Source organism: Fibrivirga algicola, assembly GCF_011742925.1.
Lineage (GTDB): Bacteria > Bacteroidota > Bacteroidia > Cytophagales > Spirosomataceae > Fibrella > Fibrella algicola.
Genome location: NZ_WAEL01000009.1, coordinates 186,135 through 200,431, shown reverse-complemented (window position 1 = coordinate 200,431; position 14,297 = coordinate 186,135). Strand labels below are relative to the sequence as shown.

Sequence of the window (14,297 nt, the reverse complement as noted above, 5' to 3'; positions counted from 1 at the left end):
AACTGTCGCCATAAATTATATATCAGCTTCCTGGTGGGCCACGACTACCCACTCGTTACCACTCGATTTTACCAACCGAACCGTGGCAACAACGCCGCATGATTCTTTGAGCACTGTTAGTTGAATCGTATCATTCTTAATACTGTAGTCTGTGATATGGGAGTATGGGGAGGGCAAGTGCTTTTTGTCTGGTTGAATATTAATTTTTGTCCCATTTTTACCCACAAAGCTAAGTGGCTCGTTGATGCACGAGCAGACGAACAAAGTGTCTGAAAAAATACACTCGTTATCCAATTCATCGTGTTGATCAAGAACAGCCTTGATTGCGTCTTCAATGTAGCGGGTTGAGCTTGCTGACTCCTCAGGCTGGCAACAGACAAGTAAACTCACAACAGCTAGTATACCCAGCGATTTCATCTATAGCTATATGTCATGGGTGTGCTCAATCAAAGAATCGGGCAATTGCTTTTCCTGTTTAGGCTATTTACAGCCTTGCTAGTAGAAGAGAAGGAACTAGCGGGTCAGGCGTTGCTTATCGGCCAGTAATACCCGGCTCAATTCAGCATAGGGCAACCGCTGAGGCGAGACCTTCTGGTTGATGGATAGCACCGCCGCCGTTGCCGCCGACTGACCCAAAATCATAAAGACCGGCTCCATTCGAATTGATCCGTAGGCAATGTGTGAACTCGACATGCAAACCGGCACTAGCAGATTAGTACATTCCGACTCTTTTGGCAGGATAGACCCGTAGGCAATGGAGTAGGGCTTGTCAGGGTGCACGCCGATATCACCTTCGTTCTGCACGAACCCGTCGGCTTTTACGAACCGCTGGGCGTTATGGGCATCCAGCGCATACGAGCCCATGCCGATGGGGTCAGGTACGTTCGTTTTGCCGAGGGCATCGGCCTCTTTCATTACGAAAACCCCTTTCATACGCCGGGCTTCGCGGATGTAGAGCTGATGCGGCCAGTTGCCGTTATCGGTAAATTCGTCTTTAGGCAGGCCCCACTGCTGCATTTTCTCCCGTACGTCGGCGGGCACACGGACATCGTTTTGCAGGAAATAGAGCAGCCCTTTCTGGTAAAGCTCGTGGTCACGGATGATCTGTTTCCGGCGTTCGTAGGTGGCCTCAGGATAATCGTAATTTTTGCCGATATAGTCGGTGCTGAACGGGCCGTGGTTGTTGGTATCGGTTTTCCGGTTCGGGATCGGGTCGAACTTATCGAATGTTTCGCGCCAGCCCGCCGCAAAAACCCGCGCCAGCAATTCATACCGCGCCGGGTCATAGCCGGCCGGTTTGGCAAACGGAATCCGGTTGTCGGGGTGGTTACTCAGGCAAAGGCGAAAGCAATACGCCTGAATTTTAGAGTCGCCGGTACCGTTTGCGCCGGGTTTCTCAGCCGACACTTCCGGCAGCAATCCACTGGCCGGATCACCGGGTACGTTGTAGGGGCTGATCATCGTTTTAAAATGGTGGCCGTGCTGAAAAACACCCACCTGCACGCCGTTATGCGTTTCGCCATACGTGCTATTGGCTTCGCGCCCTACGTGGTAGCTAACGCCCGCTGCGGCCATTAGGTCGCCTTCGTAAGTAGCATCGATAAACATTCGACCGGTATATACCTGCCCGCTCAGGGTACGAAACGACTGAATGGCACCTGCTTTTTTCTGAATGCCCCGTGCCGTTCGGTCAAGCCATTCGTTGCGGTACACGGTTAGCTTGTGCTCACGGACCAGATCTTCGAACACCTGTTCGGCAGCGTGTGGTTCAAAAATCCACATGGTCCGGCTGCTACCGTCGAGGGCGGGCGTCCCCTGCCCTTTATTGCCGTATTCTGCCTGTTTCTGCCATGTCCACGATGCCTCCTTCTGGTAATGCGTGTACAGCCGCTGGTAAAACTCACGCGACAACCCGCCAATCACTTCCTTGTTCCCGGTGTCGGTAAAACCCAGCCCACCGGATGATAAGCCCCCCAAGTGCGTATCCGGCGAGACGATGATGACCGACTTGCCCATCTTTTTCACCTGCACCGCCGCTATCACCGCTGCCGACGTACCCCCGTAAATAACCACGTCGGCGTGCCGGGCGGCCACCTGCCGATCGACCAGTGGTGACGCCGCAGGAGCAGTTGGGGTGTAGCTGCTCAGCAGCAGGCAGCAGCTTATGAACCAGGCCAGGCGGGTGAAATTTTTCATCAGGGAATCCGTTTTCGGCGGTAAACCAGGTGCTTCCAGTTGTACTCGCTTTCCCTCTAAAGACCCGAACGCCGCTCGCCTACCTTCGCGCTGCAGTGGGCAGGCCATGCGTCAGCCGCCACAGCGTCAGGGCGCTTCGGTGCGGAGTGTCTCTGCCTCCGTGGGGCTGAGCAGCGTGTAGTTGGTTTCATAGCTGCGGATGTATTTGCTCGGCGACATGCCCATCACGTTTTTAAACTGCCGGTTGAAGTTCGACAGGTTGGTGTAGCCACTGTTCAGGGCAATCTGGCTGATCGTTTGTTTCGATTCACGCAGATGCCGACAGGCGTGGGCAATTCGTACTTCGTTCAATAAAGTCGAAAACGTTTTGCGGGTGTGCTGACGGAAGAACCGGCAAAAAGCACCGGGGGTCAGGTTGGCCGTATTGGCCACGTCGTCGAGCGTAATGGCCGAGCTGAAATGATCGAAAATATACGAGAATACCCGCTCCAGCCGGTAGTGATCTTCGGGCCGCTGGGGTTGTTGGTAGGCCGTGTTCGAGAGCGCTTCCCGCTCCGGGGTGGCGGCCAGCGAATCGAGGATGGTGAGGAGGCTGACCAGTTGCTCGAACGGGCGTTGCGTTGGCAGGCGAGCCACCTGCTGAGCCAACGGGCTTCCCTCCTGCCCCCTGAACCGTACACCGTGCTGCGACTCCCGGAGCAGCTGCTCGAGGTGGCGGGTTTCGGGCAGGTTGAACAAGGTCGACTCCAGTTGCTCGGCCCGAAACAGGATCGACACAGAGCTGGAGCGCAGTGATGATCCCGGACGAAAATACTCAGGATCACTGCGCAGTACGTGCGGCAAATTGGTACCCAGCAACAAAATGTCGAAGGGCGAAAACCGATCAATTTTATCACCAACGATCAGCGTGCCCTCCCCACTCTGAATCAGCGTCAGCTGAATTTCGGGGTGAAAATGCATGTGCCCGTAAAAGTGGGGCATATCGTCCTGCTCAACCCTGAATGACCGATCGTCGACAGCGGGAATTTTGAACAGTAATGGCTTCATCAGTATTTAGTTTACACGTACACCCAATTTCGTGCATCAAGGTAGTGAAATTAGTATTACTGGACATTAGTTGACCGACCATTCGATGATCCCGCTCGACGCTTCCTTTGGCAACTGCACCAGCATGCGCACCGCGCCCGTCTGTACGGGCTCAAAGGTAATTTCGTCGAAACGGTCTTTGGTGACCGCGTAAGGTGTTTTGGCCTTCACCTCCTGCCAGTCACCGGCGGCGGTCTGGTACATCAGCTTCCAGGAGGCCGGAATCCGGCAACCGCCCCAGGGACTGTCATCGAACCAGTACACCTTTGCCGACGACACAGTGGCGGGTTTGGCGAAGGTGTATTGCACCCATTGCAGCGTATCCCGTTTGGGCCACCAGTGGTAGTACAGGTTATCGCGGTCGTTTGAGCTTTTGGGCGTATCCTGATCGTTAAGGGCCATCAGGGCCTTGGTTTTCAACGATGCGGTAATGGTGCTGGTGGCGGCGATGGTCGGCGCGGGCGTGGGCCGGGCGGCGGCGGGTTTATCGGCCAGCCAAACAGCCATTTCACCTGCCCCCCGGTTTGCCCAGGCGTAATACGGAATGGCGGTAAGCTTGGTTGGCGTAGTGTTGATCTGTCCATCGGTGGTTCGGCGGGCCTTCTGCACATCGCCCGTAATGACTTCAACGCCCCCAAGCAGGTCGGACCTGAAGCTGGCCTGTAGCGGCGCGTTGCCGGGTACAATCAAATCGAGCACGTGGCCGTCGGGAGCATCATTCCACTCGGCACAGTACACGATGGGGCCGCGTTCGAGCGCAATTTTATTTTCGTCAGCCTTTACCAGGGCGTTGGCCTGCACCCGCCGGACAGCCATGGGCAGATCGAGCCGCACGACGTCACCTTTTTTCCAGGCGCGGCGCACAATGGCGTAACCGTTTTCCAGTTCGTAGGCCAACGGCGTGCCATTCACGCTGAGGGTCGCCCGCGAAGTGCTCTGACTGGCAAACGAATACAGGTTACCCGGCACCGGCTTGTTTTGCGCCCAGCCCGGAATCCGGATGGCCAGTTCGAAGGAGCTCGTCTTAGCCGGGTCGACCACAAACTGAACGTCGCCATTCCAGGGGTACGTTGTTTGCTGGCTTACCGACACAGGCGTACCGTTTAGGGTAACGGCGGCGGTGCTGTTGATGAACAGGTTGGCATACAGGCGACTGCCCCGCTGGGCATACACGTACCCAGGCACCGACGGAATAAACCGGCAGACATTGCTGGGGCAGCAGGCACAACCGAACCACGCACTCCGGGCATGCTGCCCTTTCGATTCAAGTGGATTCGGGTAGAAAAACCGGTCGCCGCTCAACGATACCCCCGACAGCATACCATTGTACAGCGTGCGTTCGAGGATGTCGTAATACCGGGCATCGCCGTGCAGCAGAAACAGCCGCTGGTTCCAGTATATGTTGCCAATGGCCGCGCAGGTCTCGTTGTAGGCCGCCATGTTAGGCAGTTCAAACGAGTCGCCAAAGCCTTCGTGGCCGCCGGCCGCGCCAATACCGCCGGTGAGGTAGTACTTATCATCGACCACATCGTTCCAGATCTGGTCGATGGCCGTCAGATACGCTTTGTTGCCCGTAATGGCGGCCACGTCGGCCATACCCGAATACATATAGGTGGCCCGCACCGCATGCCCAACGGCCTTGGTTTGCTCCACAACGGGTTTGTGGTCCTGACTGTATTCTTTCCCCGTTCCGCGCACGTCGAGCATGAACTTGGCCAGATCGAGGTATTGCTTATTGCCGGTTGTCCGGTACAGTTTCACCAGCCCCATCTCCACCACCTGATGCCCCGGCGCATGACGCAGTTTACCGGGGCCAAACTCCTTCACCAGCAGGTCGGCGTTCCGGATGGCTACGTTCAGAAAGCTCCGTTTCCCGGTCGACTGGTAGTGGGCTACGGCGGCTTCGAACAGGTGACCGCTGTTGTATAATTCGTGGCTCAGGTCCGACTCTTTCTCCCACCGTTTCAGGCCCGCCCAGGGGTGCGGGTGAAGCGGATCGATGGTGCGGGCGGTGTAGAGGTAACCATCCGGCTCCTGCGCCTTAGCTACGTACGCAATCAACGAATCGATGCGGGCGTCGAGCTTTTTATCAGGGAAAGTTTGCAGCGAATAGCTTGCCCCTTCAATGATCTTGTAGATGTCGGTGTCGTCGAAGGGAAACTCCGTGCAGAACTTGGTCCCTTCCTTCAGATGCCCCGCTACCAGAAAATTATCGACCCGGCCGGTGCTGTAGCAATGGTTAAGGGCAATTGGAATGGTTACGTCGTGATTCAGCCGGATGCGCGGCGCCCAGAACTGGTCGGTTACCTTGACGGCCGTAAACGGTACTGGCTGAATCGGATAATCGCCCTTAACTGGTTTAGACTGCCCGTTGACCCCTATAAACGGGCAGACAGCAACCAATAACAGCAATGCATTTTTGAGTAGTGTAACCATGACAATTCGAGTCTTGCAGGAAATTTAAACCCCAAGATACACCCACTTTTTACTTCCCCATACGCCGTTTGGTACTTGATCTACCTTCTGGTAGTGCTGACTATGCGATCCCCAAAACAGTAGGATCGGGCCGGAACTTTGCGGGTGGTAGAATAGTTAACACTGTTATAGAAGCTAACACCACCGCAAATGGGTATCCTCGAGCGTCGATTACGGCAGAAAGAAGAAGTGAGAACCAGCATTTTACAGGCAGCCTGGCAGCTGGTTCTGGAAGAAGGCTGGCAGTCGCTGTCTATCCGGAAAATCGCCGACGCCATTGAGTATAGCGTTCCGGTGATTTACACGCACTTTGAAAATAAAGACGCCATCCTGCTGGAATTCACCCGAGAGGGGTTCCGCCTGTTGACGGAGGCCATCAACCAGGAGCGTGACAGTCGGCAAGAGGCGAGTAAACAACTGGAGGCCATTGCCCAGAGCTACTGGAATTTTGCCTTTGCGCATAAAGAGTATTACCAGCTTATGTTCGGGCTGGGTATACCGGCCTGCGAGATGGTGAACCAGGTGACGGAAATGAAGGCGTTTTCAGACACTATCATTTCCGTTATTCAGCAGGCTATCGACAAGAGCAAACAGCCACAGGTCGATGCGTTTCTAAAGTACCACACCTACTGGTCGATTTTGCACGGGCTGGTTTCGATTCAGATGATGGACCGAAAGCCAAATCCCTGGAGTCAGCTGGTGTTGAAGGATGCCATCAGTGGCTACATAAAAGCCCTGGACGGCTAATTTTTTTGCCTTAATCCTAACAGTGTTATATTTTATAGCACTGTACATAAACCACCATTCACGCACTTACGTACATTTTTTTTCAACTACTATTTCTTTTCAATCTACCGACATGGCAGCAACAAAATGGGTCGTAGACCCCATGCACTCAGAAGTTCAGTTCAAGATCAAGCACCTGGTTATTTCGACCGTTACGGGTACGTTCCGGCAGTTTGGCGGTGGGGCCACCACCGAGCACGATGACTTCGACGGAGCTGAAGTTCATTTTGAACTCGACGTCAACAGCATCGACACCAATCAGGAGATGCGGGACACCCACCTGAAATCGGCGGAGTTTTTCGAGGCCGAGACGTTCCCGAAGATCGCGTTCAAGTCAACCTCATTCAGGAAGATCGACGATGACGAATACACGCTCGTGGGTGAGTTGACCATGAAGGGCGTGACCAAGCCTGTTACTCTGAAGGCGGAATATGGCGGAACGGCCAAAGATGCCTATGGCAACCAGAAACTGGGCTTTGAAGTGACCGGCAAGATCAACCGCAAGGAGTTTGGCCTCACCTACAACGCATTGACCGAAACCGGGGGACTGGCCCTCGGCGAAGACATTAAACTAATCGCCAACATTCAGTTGGCACAAGCCGCTTAAGTTGTACCGACCCATGGACGTTGAAATCTGGAGTGATGTGATGTGCCCTTTCTGCTACATCGGTAAGCGGAAATTTGAGCACGCCCTGCGCGAGTTTCCCCATAAAGACCAGGTGAACGTGGTCTGGAAAAGCTTTCAGCTGAACCCGGACATGAAGACTGAGCCGGGCAAAAACATCAATCAGTACCTGGCCGAGATTAAAGGCTGGAGCCTGGACGAAGCCAAACAAATGAATGACCGCGTAACGGCGATGGCCCGCGAGGTTGGTTTATCGTACGACTTCGACAAAGCCGTTGTGGCCAACTCGTGGGACGCACACCGGCTGATTCAGCTAGCAAAGCAGCATGGCCTGGGCGATGCCGCCGAAGAACGCCTGTTCCTCGCCTATTTCACGCAGGGCCGCGACACGTCAGATCATGCTACCCTACTGGAACTAGGCACCGAAATCGGGCTCGACGCCACAACTGTGCAGGAAATGCTGACGAGCAATCAGTTTGCTGAGGCCGTTTCCCGCGACATCTATGAAGCCCAGCAGGTAGGCGCACGTGGCGTACCGTTCTTCGTGCTCGATCGCCGGTATGCGGTATCGGGTGCACAACAACCCGACACGTTCCTGAATGCACTCAACACGGCTTGGAGCGACTGGGAGAAAGCCAACCCCGGCGCTGCCGCCTCCCCCACCGACGGCCCCGCCTGCACACCAGGCGAAATCTGTTAATTACCACGTTACCAACTACAACCATGGAATTACTGGAAGCAATGAACTGGCGGTACGCTGCCAAAAAAATGAACGGCAAGCCTGTACCTGCCGACAAACTAGAGACAATTCTTGAATCAATTCGCTTGTCGGCTTCGTCGGTTGGCATTCAGCCGTACACCGTGCTGGTCATCGACAATCCCGAACTGAAAGGTAAAATTCACGAACTAGCCTGCCCGCAACCCCAAATTGTAGAGGGTTCACACCTGCTGGTTTTCGCCTCGTGGACTAACCTGGATGAGTCACAGATTGCCCGTTATATTCAATTGATCGCCGAAACGCGTGGCGTAACGGTCGAATCACTATCGCCGTTTTCTGACGCCATTAAAGCGGGGCTGTTAAGTAAATCGGTTGACGAACGGGCTGCCTGGGCGGCTCGTCAGGCGTACATCGCACTGGGGTCAAGCCTGATCGCCGCCGCAACCGAGCAGGTCGACGCTACGCCTATGGAAGGGTTCAACGCCGCCGTGCTCGACGAGTTGCTCGACCTGCCCGCCAAGGGGTTGCAAAGCGTATTGATACTGGCACTAGGCTACAGAGATGCCGAAAAAGATTTCCTGTCGAAGGCCGTCAAGGTTCGTCGCCCCCGCAAAGACCTGTTTATCGAACTGGCGTAATAAGGGGGTAGTATTCAGGATAAAGTAATCGGGTAGTTACGCCGTATCGCCAGGATACGGCGTAACTACCCGATTACTTTATCACCTGCCTGTCGAAGTAGTTGCGCATAAACAGCATCTGATAGATCACCGCGTTGTTCCAGTACGCCCAATTGTGGGCACCCGGCCGGGTAATGTAATCGTGAGCGATGTTTCGCTCCAGTAGTTTTTCGTGCAGGTTGTTGTTGACCCGGAAAAAGAAATCGTCGGTACCGCAGTCGATAATCAACGACAAGGCGCCCGGTGCGAGCAGGTGCAGCATGTTGATGACCGTGTTCTGCTCCCAGCGCTCGGGAAACTCACTGTACGTACCCAGCCGTTTGGCGATGGCCCAGTTATTTGGAAACGGCCGAATGTCAACGCCGCCGCTCATGCTGCCTGCCGCGCCAAAAACGGTCTGGTGCCGCAGGGACAGGTACAACGCCCCGTGTCCGCCCATGCTCAGGCCCGTAATGGCACGCCCCGCCCGGTTTTTGATTGTCTTGTAATGCGAATCCACCCAATTGACCAGTTCGTCGGCTACGTAGGTTTCGTAACGGAAAGCAGGATCGGCCGGACTGTCAAAATACCAGCTCCCGATATTACCGTCCGGGCAAACAACGATCATCTGGTAGGTATCGGCGGCTTTACCGAGGCCAGCCACTTTTTTCACCCAGTCGCTGTAGTCACCGCCGTATCCGTGCAGCAAATACAGCACAGGCAACTCCTTCCCATCAACGTACGAATCCGGCGTAATGACTACCGCCTTGATCGTTTTCTTCATGGACGGGCTGACGGTAGCTACGGTGTCAACCCTGGCGGCCAGCCCCGACAGGCTGCACACGAGTAAAAGCCCCACCGCTACTACGCGAAGGGTATTCAGTACAGAAATGTGGATCATTTGTTCACTTAAGAATAGACAGTAAGCAGTTTCCACCGACAATAAGCCGTCGGATGGCAAAAGCTACGCATTACGCTGCCAGGTAAGTACAGTCAGCTCAGGTGAATCAACCCGATGGGCGTAGCAATTCTAAGTCCATTGCATACGCTCACTTGATACCCTTACAGCCTGATGCCCCATTCGTTGGTCATGGGTCGACCTAGCAGGGCGTTGGCTTCGGCGTCGTTTTTGAACTGCTCCTTCTTCGGATTCCATTGCAGCGGTCGTTTCAGCTGGTAGGCGATGTTGCCGATGTTACAGACAGAAGCGGTACGGTGGCCAATTTCGACATCACAAATCGGTTTGCTCCGGTTACGCATTGCGTCCAGAAAATCCTTGTAATGATTGTCGCTCCTGTACACCTGCTTTTCCGTTTCACCAATCACCTTCGTGGCGAGTGACACCGGCGTGGTCTCGATTTTCCGCCGTTGCACTTTGATCTCGCCCTCGGTACCGATGAAGTGAATCGCGTTGCTCCAGTCCCATTTCTCGTGGGTCATCGTAACGCCATTGGCATACTTATACGTCAGAAACGGGTGTTCCTTGCCATCAGGTGCGATCACCTCAACCGGGCCGCTGTCATCCATATTGAGCGACCACTGCACGATGTCGAACATGTGTGCACCCCAGTCAGTCACCATGCCCCCGCCAAACTCCCGGTAATTGCGCCAGTTTGGGAACACGTCTTTAGAAAGTGGCGGAGCGAGTTCGGAGTTGAACACCACCGGTGCATTGGGTCCCAGCCAGCGATCCCAGTCCAGCCCTTCCGGCACTACTTCGCCGGGCAGGTTATAGGGCGTCGGCGGAGGGCCAACGTTTACTTTGATCGATTTCACCTCACCGATATAGCCATTCCGAATCAGCTCTGCCGTTTGCCGAAACTCAGGCCACGACCGCTGCATACTACCCGTCTGGAACACCCGCTTGTATTTCCGGGCCGCATCGACCATCGCCCGGCCCTCTTTCACGGTGAGGGACAAGGGTTTCTCGCAGTAAATATCTTTCCCGGCTTCAGCCGCCCGAACGGCCATGGCGGCATGCCAGTGATCGGGCGTAGCAATGACAACGGCGTCGATGTCTTTCCGGGCTAGAAGCTGCCGAAAATCAGTATAGACCGGAATGTCGGTATAGGCTCCCAGCTGGGTATTTTTTTCGTAATGCCCTTTTACCCGATCTAAAAAGGCACCCGCTTTGTCTTTGTATACTTCGCTGATGGCCACAATCCGAGCTTCGTTGGTGTTCAGGAACGACGTACCCAGCCCTTTACCCTGTTTGCCGGTCCCGATGAAGCCCAGCGAAATGACATCACTCGGTGCCAGGTATCTGCTGCCATCGGGCCGTTTTCCGCCCAGCACAAATCGGGGCACAATAACGAAACTGGCCACAGCAGCAGCCGTCTTGCCAACAAAATCGCGCCGGGATACACCTTGTTTCTCGCTCATGACACTAGTGGTTAAGGAATGTAGTGGGTGCTTTACGGTGGGGGTAGTAGCCTTAGCCGCTACTTCGATGCCGAAACGGGCAGCAGCGCTTTTTCTAACTCATCAATTGTCCAGGGATCGCGCGCAGCGGCATAGGCTTCCCGCACTTTTTTGATATCCTCCGGCTGCACTACGGCCGATTGGCGACCTTTGATGGCCCGTGAGGACGTACCTACGAACTCGTAGCGGATATAGCTGACCACCGAAGCCAGCCATTCGTCGGTGTTGTCTTTCATCGACGCCATCTCGCTTGGGTACGTCTTACCCTCAATCGGTCCTTTCAGGCCATGCAGCAAAATCCGGATGGCGAAGTCACGATCATGGTTCAGGTGTTTAGCTCCCCGCAGGGCCGGGGCAGCGTTGGTGGGCAGGCCATTGCCATCGCCACCGTGGCAGGGCGAGCACATACCTTTATAAATCTCACCGCCGCTTACAATGAGCTTACGCTCTGCTGCCGTGAAGCCGCCTAGTTTCATGCCGTACACCTTGGCGTCTTCGTTTCGATCGATGCTGTTTTTGGCGCGGGCCAGCATTTGATTGGAGGGATGCTGTGTCAGAATTTGTTGCACAATCTGCCGGGCACTTTCGGATCTATTGGCACCCAATGACAGCACCAACTGCGTTTTCACATCATAATTTTCGTCGCCAGCCAGCTTACCTACCCGGGCAATCATGTCGGTATCGTTTTGCTTAAGGTAGCGTTCGCTGATCCAGACAGATGCACGTCTAACCTGCGCGTCGGCATCGGTCAAGGTGGCAGTCAGCAGGTCTTTATCAATCGCTTCCAACCCTTCGAGTGTCCAGAGGGCGTGCAGACGACCCAGGGCTGATGCCTGTTGCTGACCGGTGGCCATGGCTTTCAGGGCCGGAATGACCGATTTATCGCCCAGCAGAATAAGCTGTTTCTGGGCGTTATCGCGCCACCAGCCGTTAGCATGGTCCAGGTGCTTCACCAGACTGGCCGCCGGCACATTGAGCATCTTCGGCTTGGGGCCGGGCTTGTAGCTATCGTGCACCAAGCGCCAGATACGGCCGCGCTGATTCACTTTGTCTAGGCCGTACTGATCGATTTTACCCCGTAGGAAGGTTCCCTTCTTGGTCCAGTTTGACTCCTGAATCACGCCGCGGTTCATGTCGATAATGTACAACAGACCGTCGGGACCGGTATAGGTGTTTACAGGGCGGAAAAAGAAGTCGGTGCTGGCGATGAATTCCTTCCGGTTGTAGACGTTCTCCAGGTACGTCTTCCCGTCCCGGTTCACAACTTTTGCCCGGCGGACAATGCGCGCAACCGGCTCATTGATCAGGTAATCGCCCACCAGATCGGCGGGTAGGCGATCGCCCCGGAATATAGACTGGCCGTTACCCGACGTGAAGTGATTCAGCGTACTGTCGGGGCGTAAACGGGCCGGGCCGCCCTGCACTTCGGGGTTGGAAATGCGCGACCAAACCGGGCTGAACGTCTCTTCATTATAGGCATCGGCAAATTCCAACGCGCCATATTTCGGGTTGATCTGAAAACCCGAGCCGGCATTTTCGCCCCCCCCCCGGCTGTAGAATAACCGACCGTAATTATCGTGCGTCAGGCCCCACTGCCCGTTTGAGCCGCTATGCAGCGAATCGGGTGTCAACTTGCCGCCAACGTACCTGAACCGGATCGGGTCAACGGTTTGGTAGATGTAATTGTCGAGGTTCCAGACCAGACCACTGCGCTGGTGCTCCAGGTTGCCCGGCGCCACTTTTCCAATTTCATAGACCGCTCTTTTTTCGTCGGCCACCCCATCGCCGTTGGTGTCTTTGTAGCTATGAATATCGTAGGTGTCGGTTTCGTTGACCAGCAGTTCGTGGTTCACGCAGAGGAGCATGCGTGGTAGCATCAGGTCTTTAATGAACACCGTGCTTTTGTCCATTTTACCGTCGTTGTTGGTGTCTTCCAACAGCATCACGCGGCTCTTCTTGTCTTTGGTACCGGTGCCGTCGGCATCCTGCGTGTAGGTTTCCATCTGGGCTACATACAGGCGGGCGTCACCGTCCCAGGCCAGGGCCACGGGTTCGGTAATCATGGGTTCGCTCGCCACCAGTTCCATGTGATAACCGGGCTGAAGCACAAACGCGTTCTGGCTTTGCTCGGGCGTAAGCGGGTTGATCGCGAACGGAGCTAAGGGGGGCGTGTCGGTACTTTCGGCCGCTGGCGCTGCCGTAGCGACGACGGCAGCAGGGGCGGGCGCTGAGTTGCTGGCAGGTGTGCTGGTCGCCATCTGAACCTTACACGCATAGACAAAACAAGACAGAGCAAGGGTGCCCGCAATCAATTGGTTACGTTTCATTGTACGCTATGCGTTAGGCTATTGTTTAGCAAACCGGAAGAACGAGTAACTACAAACGCTGCTGAGCGCCGTGAGCAGATGCCAGATCGAGTGTCCCTGCATCAGCGAATGGGGATCACAGCCGATTTTCTGGACGTCGAGTGTTCGGAACTTAACCGCTACGACCATAAGAACAAGACTTGCTACAGCTACTACTCCAGACCGCTTTCGCCTGAACTGAACATAGTTAACGGCGATCAGGAGCAGCAGCGCCAGAATGAGCGAGGGCAGCAACACGGCACTCGAGACCAACAGGGCGATTTTTAGAAACAGGCCAATCAGGACTACCAACGACACCACCCAACTCAGTTTGGCCAGGGGTGTCAGTCGGAGTTTGTGCAGTACGTGGTAGAGCGCGATCGTCACCAATACCAGCGTGATGCTGTAGGTACCGTTCATGTCGACCCGCTGCCCCACGTAGGTAAGCGACGCGTGAAAAAAGGCACTGCCAAAACTGAGATAGATAAAGCAAAGACCCATCAGCGCCGACAGAGCCGGAAAGGCTTCCAGGCGGTTTTGTCGTTTTATAGCTGATTGATGGGTTTGGTCATACCGGGCGATCAGCAGAATCAGCACGCCAAAGAAAAAGTACGACAGGTTCGAGTACGTATTCATCCGCTGGTGAAAAAAGCGGGCTACGTTGTTGAATTCACAGTATTCCACGACCAGCGCCGACTTGCTGATGACCATTCCTTCCCAGACGGAGCCGTTAACGAATGAATCGAGCCCAAACCAGATCGCCAGCATGCCGAGGGTGACGGCGGCGGCCTGGCTACTGAGCCTGACCACAACTGATTTTTCCATACTTAGTTGGCGAGTAAATGGTACGACAATCAGTTGAGCCTACTTTTTCGGGTACGTTCAGGCGGCAGCAGCGTTACGTATCGGCGACATACGACAACCAATTTTAAGCACTACCACAAGGGCGATTCATCGCAGCCCGCCAGACTGGTTTGTCCGGTTGGCTG

General features: G+C 54.9%; 12 protein-coding genes. 4 read left to right on the top strand and 8 right to left on the bottom strand.

Annotated elements, in window-relative coordinates; translation table 11 throughout:
• Positions 1-15: 15 nt before the first annotated feature.
• The 4 genes from F7231_RS22390 to F7231_RS22375 all read right to left on the bottom strand — a co-directional run bounded on the left by F7231_RS22390 (position 16) and on the right by F7231_RS22375 (position 5,718).
• Positions 16-417, bottom strand: coding sequence for a hypothetical protein (locus F7231_RS22390; RefSeq protein WP_166693622.1), 402 nt, complete (start codon positions 415-417; stop codon positions 16-18).
• Between the two features lie 96 nt (positions 418-513).
• Positions 514-2,196: an FAD-dependent oxidoreductase gene (locus F7231_RS22385; RefSeq protein WP_166693621.1), complete on the bottom strand. Its 1,683-nt coding sequence runs from the start codon at positions 2,194-2,196 to the stop codon at positions 514-516.
• Between the two features lie 126 nt (positions 2,197-2,322).
• Entirely contained in the window at positions 2,323-3,243 is a 921-nt protein-coding gene (locus F7231_RS22380; RefSeq protein ID WP_085414246.1) for an AraC family transcriptional regulator, read from the bottom strand.
• A gap of 66 nt (positions 3,244-3,309) precedes the next feature.
• On the bottom strand, positions 3,310-5,718 hold the full coding sequence (locus tag F7231_RS22375; protein ID WP_166693620.1) for a glycoside hydrolase family 127 protein: 2,409 nt from the start codon (positions 5,716-5,718) through the stop codon (positions 3,310-3,312).
• Positions 5,719-5,907: 189 nt separating this feature from the next.
• Here F7231_RS22375 and F7231_RS22370 point away from each other — a divergent pair, with 189 nt between their 5' ends.
• From F7231_RS22370 to F7231_RS22355, 4 genes are all read left to right on the top strand, one after another.
• Positions 5,908-6,504, top strand: coding sequence for a TetR/AcrR family transcriptional regulator (locus tag F7231_RS22370; RefSeq protein WP_085414248.1), 597 nt, complete (start codon positions 5,908-5,910; stop codon positions 6,502-6,504).
• Positions 6,505-6,616: 112 nt separating this feature from the next.
• A complete protein-coding gene (locus F7231_RS22365; protein ID WP_166693619.1) occupies positions 6,617-7,150 on the top strand; it encodes a YceI family protein in 534 nt (177 codons plus the stop codon).
• Positions 7,151-7,163: 13 nt separating this feature from the next.
• Entirely contained in the window at positions 7,164-7,868 is a 705-nt protein-coding gene (locus F7231_RS22360; RefSeq protein ID WP_166693618.1) for a DsbA family oxidoreductase, read from the top strand.
• 23 nt (positions 7,869-7,891) lie between these two features.
• Positions 7,892-8,524 (top strand): NAD(P)H-dependent oxidoreductase, encoded by a 633-nt coding sequence (locus F7231_RS22355; RefSeq protein WP_166693617.1) that lies wholly within the window; start codon positions 7,892-7,894, stop codon positions 8,522-8,524.
• Between the two features lie 73 nt (positions 8,525-8,597).
• Here F7231_RS22355 and F7231_RS22350 read toward each other — a convergent pair whose 3' ends face one another.
• From F7231_RS22350 to F7231_RS22335, 4 genes are all read right to left on the bottom strand, one after another.
• Complete coding sequence (locus tag F7231_RS22350; RefSeq protein WP_166693616.1) at positions 8,598-9,443, bottom strand: alpha/beta hydrolase; 846 nt, start codon at positions 9,441-9,443, stop codon at positions 8,598-8,600.
• A gap of 161 nt (positions 9,444-9,604) precedes the next feature.
• Positions 9,605-10,924 (bottom strand): Gfo/Idh/MocA family protein, encoded by a 1,320-nt coding sequence (locus F7231_RS22345; RefSeq protein ID WP_166693615.1) that lies wholly within the window; start codon positions 10,922-10,924, stop codon positions 9,605-9,607.
• A 59-nt stretch (positions 10,925-10,983) separates the two neighbouring features.
• Complete coding sequence (locus F7231_RS22340; protein WP_166693614.1) at positions 10,984-13,290, bottom strand: DUF7133 domain-containing protein; 2,307 nt, start codon at positions 13,288-13,290, stop codon at positions 10,984-10,986.
• Positions 13,291-13,308: 18 nt separating this feature from the next.
• Positions 13,309-14,133 (bottom strand): ceramidase domain-containing protein, encoded by an 825-nt coding sequence (locus F7231_RS22335; RefSeq protein WP_166693613.1) that lies wholly within the window; start codon positions 14,131-14,133, stop codon positions 13,309-13,311.
• Positions 14,134-14,297: the final 164 nt, after the last annotated feature.